The following is a 25908-nucleotide window of genomic DNA, read 5'->3' on the forward strand; positions in this document are numbered from 1 at the left end:
GTGGCTGACTTCCCGTTCCTGCTCGTGATGATCGCCGTGCCGGCCGTGGGTGCCGCCGTCGTCGCCGCGCTGCCCCCGGCGCGGGAGGCGCTGGCCCGCCGGCTCGCGCTCGCCGTCAGCCTGGTCGTGCTGCTGCTCGCGGTGCTGGCGACCGTCGCCTTCGACGTCGGCGGCGACCGGTTCCAGCTGACCACCTCGGTGGCCTGGATCCCCGACTTCGGCGTCGACTTCGCGCTCGGCGTCGACGGCATCGCGCTGTCGATGCTGCTGCTGATCGGCGTGCTGGTGCCGGTGGTCGTGGGCGCCTCGTGGCAGGAGACCGCCGCGGGCACCCGGTCGATGCGCACCTACTGGGCCTGGCTGCTGCTGCTCGAGTCGATGATGGTCGGCGTCTTCGCGGCCACCGACGTCTTCCTGTTCTACGTCTTCTTCGAGGCGATGCTGGTCCCGATGTACTTCCTGATCGGGAGCTTCGGCGGCCCGAACCGGCAGTACGCCGCGGTCAAGTTCTTCCTCTACAGCCTGCTCGGCGGGCTGGTCATGCTCGCCTCGGTCATCGGGCTCTACGTGGTCAGCAACTCCCAGCTGGGCGAGGGCACCTTCGCCTTCGACGCGCTGCGCCAGCTGGAGATCGACCCCGGCGTGCAGAAGCTGCTGTTCCTGGGCTTCTTCGTCGCCTTCGCGATCAAGGCGCCGCTGGTGCCCTTCCACACCTGGCTGCCCGACGCCGGTGCCGAGGCGCCCATCGGCAGCGCGGTGCTGCTCGTCGGCGTGCTGGACAAGGTCGGCACGTTCGGCTTCCTGCGCTACTGCCTGCCGCTGTTCCCCGACGCCGCCCGGGACCTCGCGCCCTGGGTGCTGGTGCTGGCGGTGGTCGGGGTGCTCTACGCCGCCCTGCTGGCGATGGGGCAGAGCGACATGAAGCGGCTGGTGTCCTACACCTCGATCGCGCACTTCGGCTTCATCGCGCTGGGCATCTTCGCCTTCAGCACCGAGGCGGCCACCGGCGCGGTGCTCTACATGGTCAACCACGGCATCGCGACCGGCCTGCTGTTCATCGTGGTCGGGATGGTCATCGTCCGGGGCGGCTCCCGGCAGATCCGCGACTACGGGGGCCTGGCGGCGAAGGCGCCGCTGCTGGCCGGCGTGTTCCTGCTCGCCGGGCTGGCCTCGCTGGCGCTGCCGGGCACCAACAGCTTCGTCAGCGAGTTCCTGGTGCTCCTCGGCTCGTTCCCGAGCGAGCCGGTCTTCACGATCATCGCGACCGCCGGCATCGTGCTGGCCGCCCTCTACGTGCTGCTGATGTACCAGCGGGTGTTCCACGGCCCGCCGCGCGGCGTGCTGGCACCGCCGGACGACGCCGTCCCGGCCACCGGGGGCGGCGGGAGCACCGCCGTGCTCACCGCGCCCGCGCCGGCCCGGACGTCGCTGGTGCGCGACCTGTCCCGGCGCGAGCTGGCCGTCGTCGCACCGCTGGTCGCGCTGGTCATCGGCCTGGGCGTGTACCCGCAGCCGCTGATCGACCTGGTCACCCCGGCGGTGGAGGCGACGATGAGCGACGTCGGCGCCGACCCCGGGGGCAGCACTCCCGCCACGACCGACGAGGGCACCGACTGATGGGCACCATCGACGCTCCGGACCTGTCCTACGCAGCGCTCGCGCCGCTGCTGTTCGTCTTCGGTGCCGCCTCGGTCGGGGTGCTGGTCGAGGCGTTCGCCCCGCGCGCCGTCCGGCACCCGGTGCAGGTGGCGATCGCGCTCGTCGGCACCGTGGGCGCGCTGGCCAGCACGCTGCTGCTGGCCGGCCGGGAACCGGAGGTCACCGCCGGCGGTGCGCTCGCCGTCGACGGCGCCGCGCTGTTCCTGCAGGCGACGATCGCCGCCCTCGGCGCGCTGTCGATCCTGCTGTTCAGCGAGCGCTCGCTGGACCCGGCCCGCTCGGCGTTCGTCGCCGCGGCGGCGGTGCCGGCCGGCAGCGTCCGCGACCGCGAGCTGGCCACCTCCGAGCGCGTGCAGACCGAGGTCTACCCGCTGGCGACGTTCGCCATCGGCGGGATGATGCTGTTCACCGCGTCGAACGACCTGCTGATCATGTTCGTCGCCCTCGAGGTGCTGAGCCTGCCGCTGTACCTGCTCTCCGGGCTGGCCCGCCGCCGCCGGCTGCTCTCCCAGGAGGCGGCGGTCAAGTACTTCCTGCTCGGCGCCTTCGCCTCGGCGTTCTTCCTCTACGGGCTCGCGCTGGTCTACGGCGCCACCGGCAGCGTGCGGCTGTCGGCGATCCGGGAGGCGTCGGTCACCGAGGGCGGCGACACCCTGCTCGTGCTGGGGCTCGGGCTGCTCGTCGTCGGCCTGATGTTCAAGGCCAGCGTCGCGCCCTTCCACACCTGGACGCCGGACGTCTACCAGGGCGCCCCGACCGCGGTGACCGCCTTCATGGCCGCCGCCACCAAGGTCGCCGCGTTCGGTGCGGTGCTGCGGCTGCTCTACGTCGCCTTCGGCACCGCCGACTGGACCTGGCGGCCGCTGGTCTACGCGCTGGCGATCGCGTCGATGGTGGTCGGTGCGGTGCTCGGGCTCACCCAGACCGACGTCAAGCGGATGCTGGCCTACTCCTCCATCGCGCACGCCGGCTTCCTGCTCACCGGCGTCATCGGCCTGGGGCCCGGCGGCACCGGCTACGGGCTGGCCGCGACGATGTTCTACCTGCTGGCCTACGGCCTCACCACGCTCGGCGTCTTCGGGCTGGTCACCCTGGTCCGCGACGGCGACGGCGAGGCCACCCACCTGTCGCAGTGGGCAGGCCTCGCGCAGCGGTCACCGGTCGTCGCGGCGCTGATGAGCTTCTTCCTGCTCGCCCTGGCCGGCATCCCCCTCACCAGCGGGTTCACCGGCAAGTTCGCCGTGTTCCGGGCCGCGATCGAGGAGGGGGCCTGGCCGCTGGCGCTGGTCGCCCTGGTGGCGAGCGCCGTCGCGGCGTTCTACTACCTGCGGGTCATCGTGCTCATGTACTTCTCCGAGCCCGCGGCCGACGGGCCCACCGTCGGGGTCCCCGGCCTGCCGACGACCATCGTGCTGGCCGTCACCGCCGCCGCGACTCTCGTGCTCGGCATCGTGCCGGGCTCGGTGCTCGACCTGGCCGAGTCCGCAGCGGTGCTGGTCGGCTGAGCAGCCCGCCCTGCGAGGTCGTCGATGAGGGCCCCGGACGACGGGCTGTATCTTCAGCGGTTGATGAGCGGAGCCGGCACCACCAGCCCACGGCGCGGCGGTAGCGAGACGCAGCAGGAGCCCGACTCGTGGCACCGGCCCTCCACCCCGGCCTCGACGATCGGCCCCTGGCTGCCCGACGGTGAACTGGGTGCCGCGCTGGTCGAGGGCCTGGCTCGGGTCGAGGCGGCGCTGACCGTCGCGGTCGCCAGCGACCACGCGTTCGTCAGCGAGGCGGCCGGGCACCTGATGGCGGCCGGCGGCAAGCGGGTCCGCCCGATGCTGGCGCTGCTCGCCGCCCAGCTCGGCGACGCGGACTCCCCGGAGGTCGTGCAGGCCGCCGTCGTCTGCGAGCTCACCCACCTCGCGACGCTGTACCACGACGACGTGATGGACGAGGCGTCCGTCCGCCGCGGCGCCCCCAGCGCGAACAGCCGCTGGGGCAACAGCGTGGCCATCCTCACCGGCGACTTCCTCTTCGCCCGGGCGTCGGACCTGCTCGCCGACCTCGGCCCGGAGGCCGTGCGCGTGCAGGCCCGGACGTTCGAGCGGCTGGTCACCGGGCAGCTGCGGGAGACCGTCGGCGCCCGCCCGGGTGAGGACCCGGTCGACCACTACCTCGGGGTGCTCGCCGACAAGACCGGCTCGCTGGTGGCCACCTCGGCCCGCTTCGGCGCCTCCTTCGCCGGCGTCGACGGCGAGCTGGTCGCCGCGCTGGACGCCTTCGGGGAGGACTTCGGGGTGGCCTTCCAGCTCTCCGACGACCTGCTCGACATCGTCAGCGAGGGCGGCACGTCCGGGAAGTCACCCGGCACCGACCTGCGCGAGGGCATCGCCACCCTGCCGGTGCTCTTCGCCCTGGCCGGCACCGACCCCGCCGAGGCCCGGCTGCGCGAGCTGGTCGCCGGCCCGGTGGTCGACGAGGTGGAGCACGCCGAGGCGCTGGCGCTGCTGCGCAGCTCCGCGTCGCTGGCGCGGGCCACCGCCGTCCTCGAGGAGTACGCCGACCGGGCCCGCGCCCGGCTGGACGCCGTCCCCGACGGCCCGGTCCGCGAGGCGCTGTCCGCGCTGTGCACCTTCGTGGTCACCCGCGACTCCTGAGGGCGCGGCGCGACCCCTCCGCCCAGGGGATGCTGGGGTCGTGCCCCGCTGCTCACCGCTGGTCCTGGGTCTGCTGACCGCCGTCCTGGTCGCGGGGTGCAGCAGCGCCCCCGGTGAGCAGGGGGAGGGGGCGGCCACCGACGTCCCCGACGCCGCCGGGCCCAGCGCGTCGGCCGCCGTCCCGGCGCTGGACGTCGAGGTGCTCGCCGAGGGGCTGGACCACCCGTGGGACGTCGCCCGGGCGCCGGACGGCGCCCTGCTGCTGGACGAGCGCGGGGGCGGGTTCACGGTCGTGCTCACCGACGGCACCGTGCGCCCGCTGGACGCCGACCTCGACGACCTCTTCGCCGACGGCGAGACCGGGCTGATGGGCCTCACCCTCGACCCGGGGTTCGCCGGCAACCGGCGCTTCTACAGCTGCCAGGGCGTCGAGGAGGACGGCGACGCGGAGATCCAGGTGGTCGCCTGGACGGTCGACGAGGCCTGGACGGCGGCCACCCGGGTCGCCGACCCGCTGCTGGGTGGCATCCCGGTCAACGAGTCCTCCGGCCGGCACGGCGGCTGCCGGCCCCGCTTCGACGCCGAGGGCCAGCTCCTGGTCGGCACCGGCGACAACGCCGTGGGCAGCTACCCGCAGGACCTGGGCACCCTCGGCGGCAAGGTGCTGCGGATCGACCCGCAGACCGGCGCGCCCTCGGCGGGCAACCCCTTCCTGGACGCCGCCGACCCGCTCACCCGGCTGGTCTGGAGCTACGGGCACCGCAACGTGCAGGGCATCGCCGTCCGCCCTGGCAGCGCGCAGGTGTACACCGTCGAGCAGGGCACCGGCCGCGACGACGAGGTCAACCTGTCCGTGGCCGGCGGCAACTACGGCTACGACCCCGACGGCGCGCCGGACGGCCCGGACGGCGCGTACGACGAGAGCGTCCCGATGACCGACCCGGAGATCCCGGGGGCCGTGGCGGCGGTGTGGTCCTCGGGCGACCCGACCATCGCCACCAGCGGGGCCGCCTTCCTCGACGGCGCGCCGTGGGGCGGCTACGACGGGGTGCTGCTGGTCGGCGTGCAGAAGGACACCGGCGTGCTGGGGCTCCGCCTGGACGACGACGGCCGGCTGGTCGAGCAGTTCCGGGTGCCCGAGCTGGAGGACTCCTACGGCCGGGTGCGGTCCCCGGTCCTGGGCGAGGACGGCGCGCTGTACCTCACCACCGACAACGGTGACGGCGAGGACCAGCTGCTCCGGGTGACGCCCCGGGGCTGAGACGCCGACCGGCCCGCCCCCGGGTCGGGGACGGGCCGGTGCGGACCTGGAGCGGTGAGGTCCTAGGCGCTGACGGTCCAGCTGTCGCCGCCGGCCAGCAGGGCGTCGAGGTCGGCCGGCTCCTGCGCGGCGGCGTCCTCGAGCTGGTCGGCCATCATCCGGTCGTAGCTGGGCTTGGCCACCTTCCGGAAGACGCCCATCGGGGAGTACCGGAGGTCCTGGCTGGACAGCCGGGACAGCGCGAAGGCGTACGACGGGTCGTCGCGGTGCGCGTCGTGGACGACGATCTGCGACGCGTCGACCTGGTTCGTCTCGGCGATCCGCAGACCACCGAAGTCGTCGCGGACGACGCAGGAGGCGCCCCCGGGTCCGAAGACCAGCGGCTCGCCGTGCACCAGCGGGATGGTCCACATCGGGCCGGTGTGCGGGTCCTTGAGCAGCTCGAACGCGCCGTCGTTGAAGATGTTGCAGTTCTGGTAGATCTCCACCAGCGAGGTGCCCTGGTGCTCGGCGGCCTGCCGCAGCACGTCGGTGAGCCCCTTGCGGTCGGAGTCCATCGCCCGGCCGACGAACGTGGCGTCGGCGCCCAGGGCCAGCGACACCGGGTTGAACGGGGCGTCGATCGAGCCCATCGGGGTGGACTTGGTGACCTTGCCGACCTCGGAGGTGGGCGAGTACTGGCCCTTGGTGAGCCCGTAGATCCGGTTGTTGAACAGCAGGATCGTCAGGTTCACGTTGCGGCGCAGGGTGTGGATCAGGTGGTTGCCGCCGATGGACAGCGCGTCGCCGTCACCGGTGACGACCCACACCGACAGGTCCGGGCGGGACGCGGCGAGGCCGGTCGCGATCGCCGGGGCCCGGCCGTGGATCGAGTGCATCCCGTAGGTGTTCATGTAGTACGGGAACCGGCTGGAGCACCCGATGCCGGAGATGATGACCATGTCCTCGCGGGCGATGCCGAGGCTGGGCAGGAAGCTCTGGACCGCGTTGAGGATGACGTAGTCACCGCACCCCGGGCACCAGCGCACCTCCTGGTCGGTCTTGAGGTCACGGGCCTTCAGCTCGGTCTGCTTCGGGCCGTTCAGCGCGATCGAGGCGTCGATGGCGCCGGAGATCGTGGTGACGTCCGGGCCCGCGGGCATGCCGAGGTCGTGCACGTGGGCGTTGGACTCGATGGCGGTCACAGGGCCGCTCCCGTCTGTGCAGGGGTGTCGGAGCCGGTGTCGAGGGTGGCGACCGTCCCCGTGGTCCCGTCGATGACGTCCTGGAACACGGCCGCCAGCTCGGCGGCGCGGAACGGCAGCCCCCGCACCTGGGTGTGGCTGTGGACGTCGAAGAGGTACTTCGCCCGCAGGATCATGGCCAGCTGGCCGAGGTTCATCTCGGGGCAGACCACCCGGTCGTACCGGGCGAGGATCTCGCCCAGGTCGGCCGGCAGCGGGTTGAGGTGGCGCAGGTGCACCTGGGCGATGGAGCGGCCCGAGGCGCGGATCCGCCGGCAGGCGGCCCCGATCGGGCCGTAGGTGGAGCCCCAGCCGATGACCGCCACCCGGGCGTCGCCGTCCGGGTCGTCGACCTCGGTGGCCGGGATCGAGGCGGCGATGCCGTCGATCTTGGCCTGCCGGGTGCGGGTCATGAAGTCGTGGTTGGCCGGGTCGTAGGAGATGTTGCCGGTCTTGTCGGCCTTCTCCAGCCCGCCGATGCGGTGCTGCAGCCCGGCGGTGCCCGGTACGGCCCACGGGCGCGCGAGCGTCTCGGGGTCGCGCAGGTAGGGCAGGAACTCGCCGTCCTCGCCGTTGGGCGCGGTGGCGAACTCGACCCGCAGGTCGGGCAGCTCGTCGGCGGCCGGGATCGACCACGGCTCGGCACCGTTGGCCAGGTAGCCGTCGGACAGCAGGATCACCGGCGTGCGGTAGGTCAGCGCGATCCGCACCGCCTCGAGCGTGGCGTCGAAGCAGTCGCCGGGGGAGCGCGGGGCGATCACCGGCACCGGCGCCTCGCCGTTGCGGCCGAACAGCGCCTGCAGCAGGTCGCTCTGCTCGGTCTTGGTGGGCAGCCCGGTGGACGGGCCGCCGCGCTGCACGTCGACGATCAGCAGCGGCAGCTCGGTCATCACGGCCAGGCCGATGGTCTCGGCCTTGAGGGCCACACCCGGGCCGGACGTCGTCGTCACGCCGAGCGCACCGCCGAACGAGGCGCCCAGGGCGGCCCCGATGCCGGCGATCTCGTCCTCGGCCTGGAACGTGCGGACGCCGAAGGCCTTGTGCTTGGACAGCTCGTGCAGGATGTCGCTGGCCGGCGTGATCGGGTACGCACCGAGGAAGACCGGCAGGCCCGACCGCTGCCCGGCGGCGACGAGCCCGTAGGACAGCGCCTGGTTGCCGGAGATGTGCCGGTACTTGCCCGGGGCCATCGGCGCGGGCTTGACCTCGTAGGAGACCGCGAAGGCCTCCGTCGTCTCGCCGTAGTTGAAGCCGGCGCGGAAGGCGGCGATGTTGGCCGCGGCGATCTGCGGCTTGCGGCGGAACTGGCGCTCGAGGAAGCGGATCGTGCCCTCGGTGGGCCGGTGGTACATCCAGCTCAGCAGGCCGAGGGTGAACATGTTCTTGCTCCGCTCGGCCTCCTTCTTGCCCAGGCCCGAGTCGGCGAGCGCGTCGGTGGTCATCGAGGTCAGCGGCACGCTCACCAGCTGCCACTTCTCCAGCGAGCCGTCCTCGAGCGGGTTGCTGTCGTACCCGACCTTGGCCAGGTTGCGCGGGGTGAACTCGTCGGAGTCGGCGATGAGCAGGCCGCCGCCGGGGAGGTCGGGGAGGTTGGCCTTCAGCGCCGCCGGGTTCATCACGACCAGGACGTCGGGCGCGTCACCCGGGGTCATGATGTCGTGGTCGGCGAAGTGCAGCTGGAAGGAGCTGACACCCGGCAGGGTCCCCGTTGGTGCCCGGATCTCGGCGGGGAAGTTCGGCAGCGTCGACAGGTCGTTGCCGAAGGACGCCGTCTCGCTGGTGAAGCGGCCGCCGGTCAGCTGCATGCCGTCGCCGGAGTCACCGGCCAGCCGGATGACGACGCGGTCGAGCTCGACGACGCTCTTGACGAGCCCGCCGGGGGCGGAGCTGTGCGCTGCGCGGTCCATGCCGGTGGCAACACCGCTCGCGGCGGGGCTGATTCCGGGGTCGGTGCCAGTTCTGCCAGTCATCTGTGTGAGGTACCTCCGACCCGCCAGGTTACGTGCGGGTTGCCGGGGTCGACCCGTCGACGGGGGAACGTGAGGCAACCCACACAGGGTCGCCTTGCCTTGCCCGGGCGGCCGCGCCGGCCAGGGAACGGCGGCTGCGCCGACCGCGTTCTACCGGGCGTGCAACGGTGGAACAACGGGCTGAAGACGGCCGTCCTGCTCGGCCTCATGGGCGGCGTCATCCTGCTGGTCGGGAGCTTCTTCGGCCGGGGTGGCCTGCTGGTCGCCCTGGTGCTCGCCCTCGCCGTCAACGGCTGGGCGTACTTCAACTCCGACAAGCTCGCGCTGCGGGCGATGCGGGCCTTCCCGGTCACCGAGACGCAGGCGCCGCAGCTGTACGCGATCGTGCGCGAGCTGGCCACCGAGGCCCGCCAGCCGATGCCCCGGCTCTACGTCAGCCCGACCAACCAGCCCAACGCCTTCGCCACCGGCCGCAACCCGCGCAACGCCGCGGTCTGCTGCACCCAGGGGATCCTCGAGCTGCTGGACCGCCGCGAGCTGCGCGGGGTGCTGGCCCACGAGCTGTCCCACGTCTACAACCGGGACATCCTGATCAGCTCGGTGGCCGGCGCGATGGCCACGGTGATCACCTACCTGGCGCACATGGCGATGTTCGCGTCGCTGTTCGGCGGTCGCTCGGAGGACCGCGAGGGGGGCGGCATGGTCGGCGGCCTGCTGCTGGTCTTCCTCGGCCCGCTCGCCGCCGGCCTGGTGCAGATGGCGGTCAGCCGGAGCCGGGAGTACCAGGCCGACGCCTCGGGTGCGCAGCTGTCGCACGACCCGCTCGCCCTGGCCAGCGCGCTGGGCAAGCTCGAGCGCGGGGTCGCCGCGCGGCCGCTGCCGCAGGACGACCGGCTGGTCACCCAGAGCCACCTGATGATCGCCAACCCGTTCCGCGGGCAGGGCATGGCGTCGATGTTCGCCACCCACCCGCCGATGGCCGAGCGGATCGCCCGGCTGCAGCAGATGGCCCGGGAGCAGGGTCAGGCCTGACGGTTGGTTGCTCCGCGCACCGTCCCTACGCTGAGGGGGTGGTGGACGGCGAGGTGCGGTACGCGGCGATCGGCGACAGCTTCACCGAGGGGATGGGCGACGAGCTCCCCGACGGCTCGGTGCGCGGGTGGGCCGACCTGGTGGCCGCCGGGCTGGCGGCTGCGACGGACGGGCGGGTGCACTACGCGAACACCGCGGTGCGCGGGCGGCTGCTGGCGCCGGTGGTGACCGACCAGCTGGAGGCCGTGCTGGCGCTCGACCCGGCACCCACGCTGATCACCCTCAACGGCGGCGGCAACGACATGATGCGGCCGGGCTGCGACGTCGACCGCCTGGTCGCGCTGACCGAGCGGGCCGTGCTGCGGTGCGCCGGGGCGGGGGTCCAGCTGGTGCTGCTGAGCGGGGCCGACCCCACGGCCCGGCTGCCGTTCGGCGGCACGATGCACCGGACCGGGGTGGCCCTGACCGCGGCGGTCGCCGACCTGGCCGCGCGGCACGGCCTGCTGTTCGTCGACGCCTTCGGGGACGAGGAGCTGCGCCGTCCCGGCTACTGGTCCCGCGACCGGCTGCACCTCGGGCCGGCCGGGCACCGCCGCGTCGCCGGCCTGGTGCTGGGCGCCCTCGGGCACCCGGTCACCGCGCACGCCATCGACCCGGGCCCGGCCGAGCCCCGGCGGCTGTCCGCCGAGGCCCGCTACTACCGCGAGCACGTGCTGCCCTGGGCGCTGCGCCGGCTGACCCGCCGCTCGTCCGGCGACGGGCGGAGCGGCAAGCACCAGGACTGGGTGGCGGTGCCGGCCGGCCCCGGCGTCCTGGCGGACGAGGCCAGCCGCTGAGACCCCCGGCCGGTGGCGCCGGCCGGGGGACCGCGCTCAGCGGTAGTTGTCGAACTGCAGGGCGATCTCGAAGTCCTTGCTCTTCAGCAGCTGCTGCACCGCCTGCAGGTCGTCGCGCTTCTTGCCGGTGACCCGCAGCTGGTCGCCCTGGATCTGCGCCTGCACGCCCTTGGGGCCCTCGTCGCGGATGGCCTTGGCGATCTGCTTGGCCTTGTCCGAGGCGATGCCCTGCTGGATCCGGGCGGTGATCTTGTAGACCTTCCCCGAGGGCTGCGGCTCGTCGGCGTCCAGCGCCTTCATCGAGATGCCGCGCTTGACCAGCTTCTCCCGGAACACCTCGAGCGCCGCGGCGACCCGCTCCTCGGTGTCGGCCTGCAGGGTCACCCCCTCCTCGCCGGCCCAGGCGATGGTGGCGTTGACGCCGCGGAAGTCGAACCGCTGGGAGAGCTCCTTGCCCGCCTGGTTCAGCGCGTTGTCGACCTCCTGGCGGTCGACCTTGCTCACGACGTCGAAGGACGCATCGGCCATGACTGTCTCCTCTCTCGCGCGACGGACGGGCCGGCCGGGTCCCTGCCCGAGCCGTCGTCCGCCGTCTTGTAAGCTCATCCGGCACCAGCACGCGGCGGGTTGCCCGAGTGGCCAATGGGAGCGGACTGTAAATCCGTCGGCTTAGCCTACGAAGGTTCGAATCCTTCACCCGCCACACCCGGTGCGACGGCCCCCGACCTCACGGTCGGGGGCCGTCGTCTTCCCCGGGCCGGGTCACGGGGCCGTCGGGGCCCGGGCGCTGGCGACCGCGGTGCGTTCCAGCGGTTGCCCGCCCAGGAACAGCCAGTCGAAGGCGATCTGGACCGACCGGGTGCAGCGCACGGTCACCTCGAGCCCGTCGGTCTCGGCCGACCACGCGTCCAGCTGCACGCCCGCGTCGGCCAGCTGGTCGGCGACCGCCGCCTCGGCGGCGGCCCGGCCCAGCGGCAGCTGCGCGCCCACCCCCAGGGAGTAGACGGCGGCCTCGTCGGCGTCGTTCGCCGCGGCGAGGGCCGCGCCGTCGCAGATCGACTGGACCTCCTGCTGCTCCAGGAAGGCGTCCGAGGCGGCGATGGCCCCGAAGACCATGAGCGCGGCCACCAGCCAGCAGACCAGCACGAACGGCAGCGTCGACCCCTCCTCGGGGTCGGTCGCCTGCCTGCCCGGTCGCACGCGCGCAGCGTAGAGGGCGCCGGCAGTGGTCGGTCACGGTTGTCCACCGCCTGTGGACAGTGCCTGTGGACGGTGTGGACGACGACGCAGCGGTGGCCCAGCGGCGGCCCCGGGCCTGTGGACGACGCCCGCGCCCCGGCCGCGGGGCCGACAGACTCCACGGCATGGCGATCGAGGTGGTCCCCGAGCAGCTGCACGCCCTCGCCGGGGCGCTCGACGCGGCGTCGACCTCGGCCGCCCGGGCCGCTGCCGCGCTGGCCACCGACCCGGTCGGCGGCCCGGTGGGGGAGGCGGTCGCCGCGTTCTGCGAGGGCACCGGGGCGGCCGGCCGCTGCCTGGCCGGTGAGCTCGGCTGGCTCGGCCGGGCCGTCGCAGCGGCAGCCGACTCGTGGCTGGGTCTGGACGCCGGGCTGCTCCCCGTGCCGGGCCGGGGCGTCGCCGGGTGACGGTCACGCTGAGCCCGCCGCAGCCGCTGCCGCCACCGCCCGGTTCCGTGGCTGCCCTCGCCGCGGTGCTCGACCAGCTGGCCACCGCCGGCTTCGCTGCCGGGCTGACCACCCACCTGCTGGAGCCGGCGGCGGTGCTGCCGGGGTGGCAGGGCGCCGACGCGGCGGTCGCGGCGGCCGAGGTCGGGGCCGCGCTCGCCGTCGCCGCCGACCTGCACGACGCCCTCACCGCTGCGCACCTGCGGCTCGCCGACCACCACGAGCTGTGGTTGGCCGTGGCGGCGCGGGTCGGCGTGCTGGCCGACGAGCAGCGCGCCCGGTTCGCCGACGCCGGTGCCCGGCTGGCCGTGCTGGTCGGCCCGGCCGTCGACCTGGGCGCGCCGGGCGAGTCGCCGGAGGCGCGCCGGCTGGTCGAGGCGGTGGCCGAGCAGGACGCCGCCGCGGCCGGCGAGCACCGCGCCCTGCTGCAGGCGCTCACCGACGACGCCGCCGCGGCCGCGGCCGTGCTGGTCGCCGCGACCCGGCCGCTCGGCGGCACCGGCCGGCCCGGCGACGCGGTCGCGGTCACCGCGCGGCTCGCCGTCCAGCTGCCCGGCTGGGGCGCCGGCGCCCTGGCCGCCCTCGGTCGCCGGGCCGCCGACGAGCTCACCGGCCCCGACGCGACGGGCGACCTGGCCGCCGCGGTGGCCAGGTGGCACGAGTGGGCGTCCGTGCCGGGCTTCGCCGACGCCCTGGTCGAGCGGCTCGGCGCCGACGGCCTCGGGTGGCTGCTCACCGTGCTCGGCGGGCTGGCCGGCACGGGGGAGGAGCAGCAGCTCGCGGGCCTGCTGGCGGGCGCGCTCAGCGGAGCGGGCGCCCGCACCGGCGAGGTCCTCGCGGCCTTCCGGCTCGACCCGGGTGCGCCCGGCGACGGAGCCGACGGGACGGCGGTGGCGATGGGGCTCGTGCTGGCCGCTCCCGCCGCGGGGCCCTCGCTGGCGGTGGCCTGGGGGCGCCAGCTGCTGGACCGCGAGGCGGCCCAGGCGGCCCGCGCCGGGGCCGGCTCGACCGGCGGGGCCCTGCTCGGCGACCCGGTGGAGGCGGCGCTGGCAGCGCTGGCCCGCTCCGGCGACCGCGCGGGGGCGGCGCAGCTGCTGGCCGACCCCGGCGCGTGGACGACCCTGCTGGCCCGGCCCTGGCCGGGCGGCACCGGGGCCCTCGCCGCGGTGGTCCAGCTCGCCGCCGCCGCGCCGGAGGCCGGCCGGGTCGCCCGGTCGGCGCTGCTGGCGCTCGGGCAGGGGCTGGCGCCCGGGAGCCCGGCCCGGGTGCTGGACGACCAGGGAGCGCTGGCCCGGCTGCGCCCCGCGGTCACCGGCCTCGTCGCCGGCCAGCCGGGCGTCGTCCTGCCGGTGCTGGACGCCGCGGTCACCGGCGCACCGCTGGACGCCGGCGGGGACGCCGCGCTGCGCGGGCTGGGCTACCTGGTCACCGACGAGGACGCCGCCACGGAGCTGACCGCCGCCGTGCGGGGTGCGCTGCAGACCGGCGCGGCGGGCGGCTTCGCCGGGGAGGTGGCCGGGGCGCACGTCGCCGTGCTCGAGTACGGCCAGCGGCTGCGGTACGCGCTGGAGTGGAGCCAGGCGCAGAGCTGGGCCGTCGACCTGCAGATGCCGTGGCAGCTGGCGGTCAGCGCGCCGCTGTCGGCGGTGCCGGGGGTGGCGGGGGAGCTGGCCGGCGCGGTCGAGGGCGTGGCCGCCGACCTGCTGGGTACGAACGGGGAGGTGGAGATCGGGCCGGACACCGGCATCGTCCGGACCGGCGTGGACGCGGCCGGGTTCGCGGCCGGCGCGCTCGGTCCGGCGGCGGCCCCCGCCGCGCGGGCGGGCTTCGACCGTGCGGGCGCGCTGCTCGGCGGGCTCACCGCCCCGCAACCGTCGCTGCTGGACCGGATGACCGACCTGGAGCTGCCCGACCCCTTCCGCAGGCGTCGGTGAGCGGCGTCACCCTGCGGTGGCGAGTGGTCACCCATTCGATACCGGTCATCTTGTCGTCATCACGCACGGTGACGACACGGCGAAGATCACTTCACCGGGTCGTGTCAATGCTTGCCCCGTGTGGGTGACCCCCTGCATTCTCATGGTTGCGGTCTGTGCCGGACATCGCTCTGCCCCCGCGTGGGCGGCTGCCGCGATCCGTTCGCCACGTCTCGAGGAGATCCCGATGTCCGCACGCACCTCTGTCACCGTCACCACCGCCGACTCCTCCGCCCGTGGCTGGAAGTGGGGCCGGGGCTGGAAGTGGGGTCGCTGACCTCCTGGCTCTGACCTGACGGAGCAGCCCGGCACGACGGGCTGCTCCGTCCGGGTGAGCCGCACCCCCACGGTCGCTTCGCACTGTTACCTTCGGTGAACGCCGAATCGACAGACAGGCTGACCGTGGCCCAGCTCGCGGCTCCCGCGCAGCCGGGAGCGTCACTGATCCGACGGCCATGGACCATCGCCGGGCTGGCGATCGTCGTGACCGTTGCCGTAGGCGTGCCCACCTTCCCCTCGGCGTGGACCACCCCGTCACCGTGGATGGTCGCGGTCCTGCTCGCCGTGCTGGTGCTCACCGAGTCCGTCCAGCTGGACCTCGAGGTCGGCAAGCAGACGATCTCCCTGTCGCCCACCGAGATCGCCGTGGTGGTCGGCCTGGTCGAGGTCGGCGGCACGTGGACCGCGATCGCCCGCGTCGTCGCGATCGTCGCGGTGATGTCGTGGCAGGGGTACCCGGCGGCCAAGCTCGCCTTCAACGCCGCGCTCGGCGTCGCCGAGCTCGCCGCCGCGCTGGCCGTGCTCTCGCTCTTCCCCCCGCTGGACGTCACCGACCCGATCACCTGGGTGTCGCTGGCGGTCGCGACGTTCGTCACCCACGTGGTGGGGATGGCCGGCGTCGGGGTGGCGATCACCCTGAGCCAGGGCTTCCCCGGCTGGTCGTTCTGGGTCGCCGCCCTGCCGAACACCGTGGTCGGGCCGCTGAGCGTCGTCGTCGGCGTGATCGCCATGCTGCTGGTCGAGGAGAACAGCTGGGCGTGGTCCCTCATCGTCCCGCTGCTGCTCGGCTTCATCGCCATCTTCCGGCTCTCCAGCCGCGCCTCGCGCGAACGGCGGACCGTCCAGCGGGTGTACGACTTCGCCCGGCGGGTCGAGCTGGTCAGCCCCGACGACGAGGGCACCCGGGAGATCGTCCGGGCCGTCCGCGAGCTGCTCAACGCCGACCGGGTGGCCCTCTGGCTGCCGCCCTACCTGGACGAGGGGCCGCAGCTCGTCGTCGACGGCGAGGGCGACCCGCAGTGGTACGAGGGCCCGGGTGACCCCGACGACCTGATCCGCCGCCGCGCGCTGGTCTCCGACGGTGAGGGCCCGGTGCTCGTCTCCGACGCCCGCGCCGACGAGGCCGAGCTGGCCGCCCTCCGCCGGCGCGGCGCCCGCGAGGTGCTGGGCGCCCCGGTGACCACCGCCGCCGGCGAGCCGGGCTACCTCGAGGTCTGCGACCGGCGCTCGGACATCGTCAGCTTCACCTCCGGCGACCGCGGCGCGCTGGAGTCGGTGCTCACCCACGTCAACGCCGCGATCCGGCAGCAGCAGCTGCTGAGCCAGATCCGCCACGACGCCGACCACGACCGGCTGACCGGCCTGCCGAACCGCCAGCGCCTGGCCGTCGAGATCGACGCGCTGCTGCTGGCCGAGCCGGCGACCGCCCGGGCCGGCCTGGTCCTCGCCGCGCTCGACGGGTACACGAACGTCACCGACACCCTCGGCCACGCGGCCAGCGACGAGCTGCTGCTGGTCACCGCGGGGCTGCTCCGCGAGCACGCGCCGCCGCAGGCCCTCGTCGCCCGGATGGAGGGCGGCCAGTTCGCCGTCCTGCTGCCCGGCCTGTCGCTGCCGGCGACCGAGCGCGCTGCCCGCCGGCTGCGCGAGGCCGCCTCCACCCGGGCCCGGGTCGCCGGCCTGGACCTGGAGGTGTCGCTGACCATCGGGGTGGCGGCGGCCCCGGTGCACGGCTCGGACGCCGGCACGCTCATCCAGCGGGCCGACGTCGCGCTGCTCGCCGCGCACAGCTCCGGTGGGGTGGCCACCTACCACCCGGTGCTCGACCAGCAGAGCCTGCGCCGGCTGCAGCTGGGCACCGAGCTGGAGACGGCGATGGCCGAGGGTCAGATCACCGTGGTCTTCCAGCCGATCATCGACACCCGCACCGCCGACATCGTCTCGGTGGAGACGCTGGTCCGCTGGGCCCACCCGCGCTACGGCGACATCCCGCCGGACGACTTCATCAGCCTCGCCGAGCAGATCGGCCGGATCGGGCCGCTCACCGACCACGTGCTGGACCGGGCGCTGGACCGCTGCCGGCGCTGGCTGGACCAGGACATCGCGCTCTCGGTCGCGGTCAACCTCTCGGCCCGCTGCCTGGCCGAGCCCGACCTGGTCGCGCGGGTCCGCAACGCGCTGCGGCACCACGGCGTGCCCGGTGAGCTGCTGACCCTGGAGCTCACCGAGGGCAGCGTCGTCGACGACACCGTGCGCAACAGCACGGTGCTGGCCGACCTGCACGCCCTCGGGCTCCGGTTGTCGATGGACGACTTCGGCACCGGCTACTCGTCGCTGTCCCAGCTGCGCCAGCTGCCGATCGACGAGCTGAAGATCGACAAGTCCTTCGTGCTGGGCATGTCCACCAGCCAGAACGAGTCCTTCATCGCCCGGTCGATCGTCGAGCTCGCCCACAACCTCGGCCTGCGGGTGGTGGCCGAGGGCGTCGAGGACGAGGTCACCCGCGACCTGCTGGCCCAGATGGGCTGCGACAAGCTGCAGGGCTTCCTGGTCAGCCGCCCGCTCCCGGAGGACCGGCTGGAGGGCTGGCTGCTGGCCCGTACCGGCGTCCGCAGCGCGGCCCCCGGGGCCCGGCACCGCCGTCTGTTCGTCCGGACCTAGCTGTTAGTGTCTTCCCCGTCGCCCGGACGGTCACGGCGACTCGCACCGGCCCACGCCGACCCCCTGCGCGGGGGGCCACGAGGTCCGAGGTAGAGTCTCTCCCGCTCCCGAGCAACGCCCCTTTAGCTCAGTCGGCAGAGCGTCTCCATGGTAAGGAGAAGGTCTACGGTTCGATTCCGTAAAGGGGCTCCGACCACCGGTCCAGTCGAGAGACCGGGCCGCAGGTCACCCGGCGGTGTAGCTCAGCCTGGTAGAGCAAGCGGCTCATAATCGCTGTGTCACCGGTTCAAGTCCGGTCACCGCTACCCCAGACGGACCCCGCTCGCGGGGTCCGTCGTCGTGTGTGGCACCTGCCGCCCACGAGCACCACCCGAGAACACCGAGAACAAGGCGAGGAACGCGCTCATGGCAGCCACAGACGTCCGTCCGAAGATCACCCTGGCCTGCCAGGAGTGCAAGAACCGCAACTACATCACCCGCAAGAACCGGCGGAACGACCCCGACCGGATCGAGCTGAAGAAGTACTGCCCGACGGACCGCAAGCACACGCTGCACCGCGAGACCCGCTGACCTCAGCGGGCAGGCGAGCGAGAGGGCGGGAGCATGGCGCTGGACGCAGGACTGGTCGGGCGCAGCTACCCGCCCTCTGCCGTGTACGAGGTCGGGCGGGAGAAGATCGCCGAGTTCGCCACGGCGCTCGGTGACCCCGACCCGGTGTACCGCGACCCGGCCGCCGCCCGCGCCGCCGGGCACCCCGACGTGATCGCCCCGCCGACCTTCGCCATCGTGCTCAGCCTGGGCGCCGGCAACGTCGTGGTCGAGGACCCTGAGGTCGGGATCGACTACAGCCGGGTGGTGCACGGCGAGCAGCGCTTCACCCACCACCGCCCGGTGCGGGCCGGCGACCGGCTGGTCGCCACCGCGACCATCGACGCGGTGCGCAGCGTGGCCGGCAACGACATGCTCACCACCCGGGTCGACCTGGCCACCGAGGACGGCGAGCCGGTCTGCACCACCCGCTCGATGCTCGTGGCCCGGGGCACGGCATGACCCTCCGCCTCGCCGACGTCGAGGTCGGCACCGAGCTGCCCGAGCAGGTCTCCCGGGTCACCCGCGCGGACCTGGTGCGCTACGCCGGCGCGTCCGGCGACCTGAACGTCATCCACTGGAACGAGCGGGTCGCCCGGGAGGTCGGCCTGCCCGGCGTCATCGCGCACGGCATGCTCACCGCCGGCATCGCGGTCCGCGCCGTCACCCGGTGGGTCGGTGACCCGGGCGCCGTCGTCGACTACCAGGTGCGGTTCAGCCGGCCGGTCGTCGTCCCCGACGACGACACCGGCGCCGAGCTCACCGTGCGCGGACGGGTCGCCCAGGTCGGCGAGGACGGCCGGGTCCGCGTCGACCTGACTGTGACCAGCGGTGGGGAGAAGGTCCTCTCCCTGGCCCGCGCCGTCGTCGCGCTCGGCTGACCCGGCGGTCGGGGAGGATCGACGTGCGCCGTCGTCCCGCCGTCCTGCTCGCACTGCTGCTGACCGCGGGCTGCACCAGCGACACCTCCGGCACGGCCGCCCCGGCGAGCACGGCGCCGGTGCCGTCGCCGCCCACCGGTGCCACCGGGTGCCCCACCGAGCGCGCCGCCCCCGACCCCGACCGGCCGGTGGTCGACCTGGAGTTCTCCCTCGCCGACGACCTGCGCACCGTCACCGGCACCGAGACCGTCGTCTTCACCCCCGACCTGCCCACCGACGAGCTGGTCTTCCGGCTGGTGCCCAACGGCCCCGACGCCACGGCGCTGGGCAACCAGCTCACCGTCGACTCCGTGCGCGGTGACGACGTCGCGCGCGGCGGGTACGAGGAGGCCGGCGCGACGGCGCCCGGCGGGCTCTACGTCGTGGAGCTGGCCGACCGGCTGGCGGCGGGGGAGTCCACCGAGGTCGAGCTGGACTTCTCGCTGTCCCTCGGGGGCGGCGGCTTCGAGCGGCTCGGCACCGCGCAGGACGTCTCCTGGTTCGCCAGCGGCGCACCGCTGCTGGCGTGGGAGCCGGGCGTCGGCTGGGCCCGCGACCCGTTCGTGGCGCTGACCGGCGAAACGGCCAGCAGCCCGGTCAGCGACACCACGATCTCCGTCGAGGCCCCGGCCGCGCTGACCGTGCTGATGACCGGTGACCAGGACGAGCCGAGCCGCCCGCGGGACGGCCGCCGCACCTGGACCTCGCACGAGCCCGTGGCCCGCGACGTCAGCGTCGCCGTGGGCTCCTTCACCACCGCGGAGACCCAGGCAGGCGGCGTCCGCGTGACCACCGGCGTGCTGCCCGGCTCCGGCCTCGACCCGGCGCGGCAGGCCCAGGCCACCGGCGAGGCGATCGAGCAGCTCAGCGCCCGCTTCGGCGCGTTCCCCTACGCGACCCTGACCGTGCCGTGGCTGCCCGACCTCGGCGGCGGCATCGAGTACCCGTCGTCGATCCTGATGGCCACCGACGACGAGGTCGTGCTGGTCCACGAGGTCGCGCACATGTGGTTCTACGGGATGGTCGGCGACTCCCAGTTCCGCGACCCGTGGCTGGACGAGTCCTTCGCCAGCTACGCCGAGTCGGTCGCCGGCGACCTGGCGCCGGCCCGGGTGTCCCGGCTGCTCGCGCTCGAGGGCGACGTCGGCGGCTCGATGGCCTCGTTCCCCGACGACCGCAGCTACGTGACCACGGTGTACGGCAAGGGCGCCGCCATGCTGCTCACCGCCCGCGAGCAGGCCGGCGCGGAGGCGTTCGACGCGGCGGTGCGGTGCTACGTGGACGCGACGGCCTGGTCGATCGCCACCCCGGACGACGTCGCGGCGGCGCTGGCCGACCTGCCCGCCGCGCTCGCCGTGCTCCAGCAGGCCGGCGCGCTGGACGCCGACGACCTGCCGGACTGAGCCGCCGACCTCGGCCGACCGGGCTCAGCCCGCCGAGCCGAGCAGCTGCTGCATCCGGGTGACGCCCTCGACCAGGTCGTCGTCACCGAGGGCGTAGGACAGCCGCAGGTATCCCGGGGTACCGAACGCCTCACCCGGGACGACCGCGACCTGCGCCTGCTCCAGCAGCAGCTCGGCGAGCTCCAGGCTGGTGTGCACGGTGCGCCCGGCGATCGGCCGGCCGAGCAGCGCCCGCACCGAGGGGTAGACGTAGAACGCACCCTGCGGCTCCGGGCAGGCGATCCCCGGGATCTGCCGCAGCATGCCGACCACGGTCTTCCGCCGGCGGTCGAAGGCCTCGCGCATCACCGCCACCCCGGACTGGTCGCCGGTCAGCGCGGCCACCGCGGCCGCCTGGGAGACGTTCGCGACGTTGGACGTGGAGTGCGAGTGCAGGGCCGTGGCGGCCGAGACGACGTCCGCCGGGCCGATCAGCCAGCCGACCCGCCAGCCGGTCATCGCGTAGGTCTTCGCCACCCCGTTGACGACGACGCAGCGCGACTGCAGCTCGGGCACCAGTGCGGGCAGGGACGGGGCCGTGGCGCCGCCGTAGACGAGGTGCTCGTAGATCTCGTCGGTGAGCACCCACAGCCCGGTCTCCAGCGCCCAGCGGCCGATCTCGGCGACCTCCTCGGCGGGCTGCACCGCGCCGGTGGGGTTGGCCGGGGAGCAGAACAGCAGCAGCTTGGTACGCGGGGTCCGAGCCGCCTCCAGCTGGCCGACCGAGACCAGGTAGCCGCTGGCCTCGTCGGCCTCGACCGGCACCGGGACGCCGCCGGCGAGCCGGACGGCCTCCGGGTAGGTGGTCCAGTACGGCGTCGGCAGCAGGACCTCGTCGCCCGGGTCGAGCAGGGTGGCCAGCGCCTCGTGGACGGCCTGCTTGCCGCCGTTGGTGACCAGCACGTCGGCCGGCCGGACGGAGACCCCGGAGTCGCGCAGCGTCTTGGCGGCGATGGCCTCCTTGAGCTCCGGCAGCCCGCCCGCGGGGGTGTAGCGGTGGTACCGGGGCTCCAGCGCGGCCGCGCGGGCGGCCTCGACCACGTGCGGCGCGGTCGGGAAGTCCGGCTCGCCCGCCGCGAAGCCGATCACCGGGGAGCCGGCGGCGCGCAGCTCCTTGGCCCGGGCGTCCACGGCCAGCGTCGCCGACGGCGTGATGCCGGCGACGCGCCGGGACACGCGGCGCTCGGCCGGCGGCGGGGCCGGCACCGGCGGGGTGGGCCCCGGGACGGGAGCGGTGGTCATGGCGGCGATCGTGTCAGACCGGGCGTCCCCGGCGGCCCGGCTGCGGCACCTCGCGGGGTGCCCGGCGCAGCGCCCGGGGAGGGGTCGGGACGGCGGTCCACCTGCCGTGTTGGCTCCCGGTCCGGCCGGTCCCGTACACTCGACGACCTGGGGCCTGTGGGACCCCGCCACCGGCGTGCCCCGGGGCTCCTCTCGAGGGTCCGGTCGCGCCGAGGCGCGGCCCGGCGATCCCTAGGGGTGTAGCTCAATTGGCAGAGCAGCGGTCTCCAAAACCGCAGGCTGCAGGTTCAAGTCCTGTCACCCCTGCCACCACCTGACCGACGACCGAGAAGAGCGAGGCGCTGTGAGCGAGAAGGACGGCGAGCCCACCGACGGCGCTCCCGCCGACGACGAGCTGACCGCCGAGCAGATCGACGCCGAGACGCCGGGCGTCGACGACGCCGCCGAGCTCGAGGCCGCCGAGGCCGAGATCGCCGACGACGCCGCCTCGGACGAGGACAAGGTCGTCGCCACGCCCACCCGTCGTCGCCGGACCGCCAGCCGCCCGGCCGACAAGCCCACCGGCTCCACCCGGGCCGGTGAGGGCACCCGCACCCGGGCCGCCGCCGAGCGGGCCCGCGCCGCCGAGCTGCGCGAGAAGCGCAGCATCGGCCGGTTCCTGCGTGAGGTCGTCGCCGAGCTGCGCAAGGTGATCTGGCCCGGTCGCAAGGAGCTCATCACCTACACCACCGTGGTGATCGTGTTCGTCGCGGTCATGGTGGCGATCGTCGCCGGCCTGGACATCCTCTTCGCCCAGGGCGTGCTCGCCGTCTTCGGCTGACCGCCCCCTGCGACTGCACCACACCCGAGAAGGAAGAGACCCTGTGACTGACCCCCGCGAGCCCTTCGAGACCGACAGCGCGGTCGAGGGCATCGACCTCGACGACGCGCGCGCGGACGTGCGCGGCAGCGCCGACCTCGAGACGGGCGCCGGCGAGACCGGGGCCGCCGAGGGCTCGACCGACACCGCGGACCAGGACACCGCCTCCGGTACGGCCGACGTCGTCCCGGAGATCGAGTCCGGTGGCCGCGACACGCTCGTCGCCGACCCGCTGGCCGAGCCGGCCCCCGACCACGACCCGCTGGTGACCGAGACCCTCGAGGCCGCGGCCGAGGCGGACGAGGACCCGGCCGACGCGCTGCGGAAGACGCTGAAGACCCAGTTCGGCGACTGGTACGTGATCCACTCCTACGCGGGCTACGAGAACAAGGTGAAGACCAACCTCGAGTCCCGGATCACGTCGCTGGACATGGAGGACTACATCTTCCAGATCGAGGTGCCCACCGAGGAGGTCACCGAGATCAAGAACGGCAAGCGGGTGCAGGTCAACCGGAAGAAGCTGCCCGGCTACCTGCTCGTCCGGATGGACCTCAATGACGAGTCGTGGGGCGCGGTGCGCAACACCCCCGGCGTCACCGGCTTCGTCGGGGCCACCTCCCGCCCCTCGCCGCTGAGCATCGACGAGGTCGTCAACCTCCTGGTGCCGGCGACCACCGCGAAGCCCGCGGCCGCTGCCGAGGCCACCCCGACCGCCGGCCCCAGCACGGTCGTCGAGTTCGAGGTCGGCGAGAGCATCACCGTCATGGACGGCCCGTTCGCCACGCTGCCGGCCACCATCAACGAGATCAACCCGGAGCAGCAGAAGCTCCAGGTCCTCGTCTCCATCTTCGGCCGCGAGACGCCGGTCGAACTGTCGTTCACCCAGGTCGCCAAGATCTGACCCGGGTGCGCCCGAACCACCACCTGATCAGCAGAAGAAGGAAGTCATGCCCCCCAGGAAGCGGTTGACCGCGGTCATCAAGCTCCAGATCAACGCCGGTGCGGCCACCCCCGCACCGCCCGTGGGCCCGGCCCTCGGTCAGCACGGCGTGAACATCATGGAGTTCTGCAAGGCCTACAACGCGGCGACGGAGTCGCAGCGCGGCAACGTCATCCCCGTCGAGATCTCGGTCTACGAGGACCGGTCGTTCACCTTCGTCACCAAGACGCCGCCGGCCGCGCGGATGATCCTCAAGGCCGCCGGGGTCGAGAAGGGCTCGGGCGAGCCGCACAAGACCAAGGTCGCCACGATCACCCGTGACCAGGTCCGCGAGATCGCCACCACCAAGATGGCCGACCTCAACGCCAACGACCTCGACCAGGCCGAGAAGATCATCGCCGGCACCGCCCGGTCGATGGGCATCACGGTCAAGTGAGGGAAGCCGCCGGCTGACGGCGGCGTTCCAGCACGTACCCGCACCACCTGAGCACCACGTGGGAGGGCCTCGCCAGGCCCGCACACCACACGACCGGGGCACCGCCCCGAGGAGAGGAACCACCATGGCGAAGCACGGCAAGAACTACCGCAAGGTCGCCGAGCTGGTCGACGCGGAGGCGCTGTACAGCCCGCTGCAGGCCACCGGTCTGGCCAAGCAGACCTCCACGACCAAGTACGACGCGACGGTTGAGGTCGCCATCCGGCTGGGTGTCGACCCCCGCAAGGCCGACCAGATGGTCCGCGGCACGGTCAACCTGCCCCACGGCACCGGCAAGACCGCCCGCGTCATCGTCTTCGCGACCGGTGACAAGGCCGCCGAGGCCGAGGCCGCCGGCGCCGACGTCGTGGGCGCCGAGGACCTGATCGAGCGCATCCAGGGCGGCTTCCTGGACTTCGACGCCGCGATCGCCACCCCCGACCAGATGGCCAAGGTCGGCCGGATCGCCCGCATCCTCGGCCCCCGCGGCCTGATGCCGAACCCGAAGACCGGCACCGTGACCCCCGACGTCACCAAGGCCGTCAACGACATCAAGGGCGGGAAGATCAACTTCCGCGTCGACAAGCAGGCCAACCTGCACCTGGTCATCGGCAAGACCTCCTTCGACCAGGAGAAGCTGGTGGAGAACTACGCCGCCGCGCTCGACGAGGTGCTCCGCGCGAAGCCGTCGGCCGCCAAGGGCCGGTACCTGCGGAAGGTCACCATCTCCACCACCATGGGCCCCGGCATCCCGGTCGACCCGAACCGCACCCGCAACCTGACGGTGGACGAGCCCTCCGCCTGAGGAAGGACCCCGCTGCCCCCCACGCCTCGCACGCTCGGCGCGGGCCCCTGCAGCGGGGCCGGAGAGCATCAACGGCGCCGTCCCTCCGGGGGCGGCGCCGTTCGCCGTGCGGGGGCATGTACTCTTGTCCCTGTTCCCCCCAAGACCGCTGGTCGTCGCACGTCCGCGTGCGATCGAAGGTCCCGGAGCAACCGGGCGACCCGCGCAGGTGGACGGTTCGACGAACGTGCCGTGGTCCGGTGAGTCCCGGAGCCCGGCCCGCCTCTCGCCCCGTGCGCACTGCGCCGGGGCGTTCCTCGTCTCCGGGCCCCCGATCGTGAGCGCACGTGCGCCGGTCGCGGTCGCCCGACACACGAGAGGAGGGCCCATGCCCACTCAGGCCAAGAACGCGGCGATCGAGGAGATCAGCCAGCGTTTCCAGGACTCGAGCGCAGCGGTGCTCACCGAGTACCGCGGGCTGACCGTGGCGCAGCTGACCCAGCTGCGTCGTTCCCTCGGTGCGGGCAGCAGCTACGCCGTCGTCAAGAACACCCTGACGAAGCGGGCGGCGGACCAGGTCGGTCACTCCGACCTGGCCCCGCTGCTCACCGGCCCCACCGCGATCGCCTTCATCGAGGGCGACCCGGTCGAGGCCGCCAAGGCCATCCGCGACTTCTCCCGCGCCAACCCGCTGCTCGTCATCAAGGGCGGCGTGGTCGAAGGCCGCACGGTCGACGCTGCCGAGGTCTCGCGCCTCGCCGACGTCGAGCCCCGTGAGGTCCTGCTGGCCAAGCTGGCCGGCGCGATGAAGGGCAACCTGACCAAGGCCGCCGGGCTGTTCCAGGCCCCGCTGTCCCAGGTCGCCCGGCTGGCTGCCGCGCTGCAGGAGAAGAAGGAGGCGGCCGGCGAGAGCCTGCCCGCCGCCGAGGCTCCCGCCGACGACACCGCTGCTGCTGACACCACCCCCGAGACCACCGATGCTGCCGCGGACACCGCGGCCAGCACCGACTGACCTAGAAGGAGATCAACATGGCCAAGCTGTCCACTGACGCCCTGCTCGACGCGTTCAAGGAGATGACCCTCCTGGAGCTGTCGGACTTCGTGAAGCAGTTCGAGGAGACCTTCGAGGTCACCGCCGCTGCGCCCGTCGCCGTCGCGGCTGCCGGCCCGGCCGGTGGCGGCCCCGCCGCCGAGGCCCCGGCCGAGCAGGACGAGTTCGACGTCATCCTCGAGGCTGCCGGCGACAAGAAGATCCAGGTCATCAAGGAGGTGCGCGGCCTGACCTCGCTCGGCCTCAAGGAGGCCAAGGACCTGGTCGACAACGCGCCGAAGCCGGTCCTGGAGAAGGTCGCCAAGGACGCCGCCGAGAAGGCCAAGGCCGCTCTCGAGGGCGCCGGCGCCACCGTCACCGTCAAGTAAGGACCCCGGCGCCCC

General features: G+C 73.7%; 24 protein-coding genes and 4 tRNA genes. 23 read left to right on the forward strand and 5 right to left on the reverse strand.

The features are described from left to right. From FHX36_RS18855 to FHX36_RS18870, 4 genes are read left to right on the forward strand one after another with little or no spacing between them, the layout of a single operon-like run. Window positions 1-1617 (forward strand): NADH-quinone oxidoreductase subunit M, encoded by a 1617-nt coding sequence (locus FHX36_RS18855; RefSeq protein WP_183514008.1) that lies wholly within the window; start codon window positions 1-3, stop codon window positions 1615-1617. Next, on the forward strand, window positions 1617-3164 hold the full coding sequence (gene nuoN / locus FHX36_RS18860) for an NADH-quinone oxidoreductase subunit NuoN (protein WP_110552862.1): 1548 nt from the start codon (window positions 1617-1619) through the stop codon (window positions 3162-3164). Before FHX36_RS18855 ends, nuoN begins: the two co-directional genes overlap by 1 nt. Window positions 3165-3188: 24 nt before the next feature. Further along, window positions 3189-4304 carry a polyprenyl synthetase family protein gene (locus tag FHX36_RS18865; RefSeq protein WP_246405511.1) on the forward strand — a complete coding sequence of 372 codons (1116 nt, stop codon included), beginning with the start codon at window positions 3189-3191 and terminating at the stop codon, window positions 4302-4304. A gap of 40 nt (window positions 4305-4344) precedes the next feature. Continuing rightward, window positions 4345-5565, forward strand: a complete 1221-nt coding sequence (locus FHX36_RS18870; RefSeq protein WP_110552860.1) for a PQQ-dependent sugar dehydrogenase — start codon at window positions 4345-4347, stop codon at window positions 5563-5565. Between the two features lie 62 nt (window positions 5566-5627). Here FHX36_RS18870 and FHX36_RS18875 read toward each other — a convergent pair whose 3' ends face one another. Together FHX36_RS18875 and FHX36_RS18880 are read right to left on the reverse strand one after the other, a co-directional pair. Next, the gene (locus FHX36_RS18875; protein WP_258372827.1) at window positions 5628-6749 is read right to left on the reverse strand and encodes a 2-oxoacid:ferredoxin oxidoreductase subunit beta; all 1122 of its coding nucleotides are present in this window, start codon (window positions 6747-6749) and stop codon (window positions 5628-5630) included. After that, window positions 6746-8695: a 2-oxoacid:acceptor oxidoreductase subunit alpha gene (locus FHX36_RS18880; protein WP_110552859.1), complete on the reverse strand. Its 1950-nt coding sequence runs from the start codon at window positions 8693-8695 to the stop codon at window positions 6746-6748. The genes FHX36_RS18875 and FHX36_RS18880 overlap by 4 nt, the downstream gene beginning before the upstream one ends. 222 nt (window positions 8696-8917) lie before the next feature. Between FHX36_RS18880 and htpX the strand changes: the two genes are divergently transcribed. Continuing rightward, window positions 8918-9790, forward strand: a complete 873-nt coding sequence (gene htpX / locus FHX36_RS18885) for a zinc metalloprotease HtpX (protein ID WP_110552858.1) — start codon at window positions 8918-8920, stop codon at window positions 9788-9790. A gap of 38 nt (window positions 9791-9828) precedes the next feature. After that, window positions 9829-10626 carry an SGNH/GDSL hydrolase family protein gene (locus FHX36_RS18890; RefSeq protein WP_343056663.1) on the forward strand — a complete coding sequence of 266 codons (798 nt, stop codon included), beginning with the start codon at window positions 9829-9831 and terminating at the stop codon, window positions 10624-10626. 36 nt (window positions 10627-10662) lie between these two features. Here FHX36_RS18890 and FHX36_RS18895 read toward each other — a convergent pair whose 3' ends face one another. Further along, a complete protein-coding gene (locus FHX36_RS18895; protein WP_110554427.1) occupies window positions 10663-11154 on the reverse strand; it encodes a YajQ family cyclic di-GMP-binding protein in 492 nt (163 codons plus the stop codon). A gap of 93 nt (window positions 11155-11247) precedes the next feature. Between FHX36_RS18895 and FHX36_RS18900 the strand changes: the two genes are divergently transcribed. Next, window positions 11248-11329, forward strand: a tRNA-Tyr gene (locus FHX36_RS18900). 59 nt (window positions 11330-11388) lie between these two features. On the opposite strand, the gene FHX36_RS18905 is transcribed toward FHX36_RS18900, so the two are convergent. Further along, window positions 11389-11826 carry a pilus assembly protein TadG-related protein gene (locus tag FHX36_RS18905; RefSeq protein ID WP_110554426.1) on the reverse strand — a complete coding sequence of 146 codons (438 nt, stop codon included), beginning with the start codon at window positions 11824-11826 and terminating at the stop codon, window positions 11389-11391. A 164-nt stretch (window positions 11827-11990) separates the two neighbouring features. Here FHX36_RS18905 and FHX36_RS18910 point away from each other — a divergent pair, with 164 nt between their 5' ends. The 9 genes from FHX36_RS18910 to FHX36_RS23655 all read left to right on the forward strand — a co-directional run bounded on the left by FHX36_RS18910 (window position 11991) and on the right by FHX36_RS23655 (window position 20135). Continuing rightward, entirely contained in the window at window positions 11991-12272 is a 282-nt protein-coding gene (locus tag FHX36_RS18910; protein WP_183514010.1) for a hypothetical protein, read from the forward strand. Further along, a complete protein-coding gene (locus FHX36_RS18915) occupies window positions 12269-14245 on the forward strand; it encodes a hypothetical protein (protein ID WP_183514013.1) in 1977 nt (658 codons plus the stop codon). The genes FHX36_RS18910 and FHX36_RS18915 overlap by 4 nt, the downstream gene beginning before the upstream one ends. A 522-nt stretch (window positions 14246-14767) precedes the next feature. Next, a complete protein-coding gene (locus FHX36_RS18920; protein ID WP_343056664.1) occupies window positions 14768-17224 on the forward strand; it encodes a putative bifunctional diguanylate cyclase/phosphodiesterase in 2457 nt (818 codons plus the stop codon). Between the two features lie 116 nt (window positions 17225-17340). Then, window positions 17341-17413, forward strand: a tRNA-Thr gene (locus FHX36_RS18925). Between the two features lie 42 nt (window positions 17414-17455). Continuing rightward, a tRNA-Met gene (locus FHX36_RS18930) sits at window positions 17456-17529 on the forward strand. Between the two features lie 100 nt (window positions 17530-17629). Continuing rightward, a complete protein-coding gene (rpmG, locus tag FHX36_RS18935) occupies window positions 17630-17794 on the forward strand; it encodes a 50S ribosomal protein L33 (RefSeq protein ID WP_110553396.1) in 165 nt (54 codons plus the stop codon). Between the two features lie 33 nt (window positions 17795-17827). Then, window positions 17828-18274, forward strand: coding sequence for a MaoC family dehydratase N-terminal domain-containing protein (locus FHX36_RS18940; protein WP_110553395.1), 447 nt, complete (start codon window positions 17828-17830; stop codon window positions 18272-18274). Continuing rightward, complete coding sequence (locus FHX36_RS18945) at window positions 18271-18693, forward strand: MaoC family dehydratase (protein ID WP_110553394.1); 423 nt, start codon at window positions 18271-18273, stop codon at window positions 18691-18693. The genes FHX36_RS18940 and FHX36_RS18945 overlap by 4 nt, the downstream gene beginning before the upstream one ends. 23 nt (window positions 18694-18716) lie before the next feature. Beyond that, a complete protein-coding gene (locus tag FHX36_RS23655; RefSeq protein ID WP_110553393.1) occupies window positions 18717-20135 on the forward strand; it encodes a M1 family aminopeptidase in 1419 nt (472 codons plus the stop codon). Between the two features lie 24 nt (window positions 20136-20159). On the opposite strand, the gene FHX36_RS18955 is transcribed toward FHX36_RS23655, so the two are convergent. Continuing rightward, the gene (locus FHX36_RS18955; protein WP_183514015.1) at window positions 20160-21416 is read right to left on the reverse strand and encodes a pyridoxal phosphate-dependent aminotransferase; all 1257 of its coding nucleotides are present in this window, start codon (window positions 21414-21416) and stop codon (window positions 20160-20162) included. Window positions 21417-21649: 233 nt separating this feature from the next. On the opposite strand from FHX36_RS18955, the gene FHX36_RS18960 reads away from it, so the two are divergent. From FHX36_RS18960 to rplL, 7 genes are all read left to right on the forward strand, one after another. Further along, window positions 21650-21725 (forward strand) — tRNA-Trp (locus FHX36_RS18960). Between the two features lie 34 nt (window positions 21726-21759). After that, window positions 21760-22236, forward strand: coding sequence for a preprotein translocase subunit SecE (gene secE / locus FHX36_RS18965; protein ID WP_181428611.1), 477 nt, complete (start codon window positions 21760-21762; stop codon window positions 22234-22236). A gap of 43 nt (window positions 22237-22279) precedes the next feature. Beyond that, window positions 22280-23176 carry a transcription termination/antitermination protein NusG gene (nusG, locus tag FHX36_RS18970; protein WP_110550679.1) on the forward strand — a complete coding sequence of 299 codons (897 nt, stop codon included), beginning with the start codon at window positions 22280-22282 and terminating at the stop codon, window positions 23174-23176. A 46-nt stretch (window positions 23177-23222) separates the two neighbouring features. Continuing rightward, entirely contained in the window at window positions 23223-23651 is a 429-nt protein-coding gene (rplK, locus tag FHX36_RS18975) for a 50S ribosomal protein L11 (protein WP_110550678.1), read from the forward strand. 124 nt (window positions 23652-23775) lie between these two features. Then, window positions 23776-24495, forward strand: a complete 720-nt coding sequence (gene rplA, locus FHX36_RS18980) for a 50S ribosomal protein L1 (RefSeq protein WP_110550677.1) — start codon at window positions 23776-23778, stop codon at window positions 24493-24495. A 367-nt stretch (window positions 24496-24862) separates the two neighbouring features. Beyond that, window positions 24863-25486 (forward strand): 50S ribosomal protein L10, encoded by a 624-nt coding sequence (gene rplJ / locus FHX36_RS18985; RefSeq protein WP_110550676.1) that lies wholly within the window; start codon window positions 24863-24865, stop codon window positions 25484-25486. Between the two features lie 17 nt (window positions 25487-25503). Then, complete coding sequence (gene rplL, locus FHX36_RS18990; RefSeq protein WP_110550675.1) at window positions 25504-25893, forward strand: 50S ribosomal protein L7/L12; 390 nt, start codon at window positions 25504-25506, stop codon at window positions 25891-25893. Window positions 25894-25908: the final 15 nt, after the last annotated feature.

The organism is Modestobacter versicolor (assembly GCF_014195485.1).
Lineage (GTDB): Bacteria > Actinomycetota > Actinomycetes > Mycobacteriales > Geodermatophilaceae > Modestobacter > Modestobacter versicolor.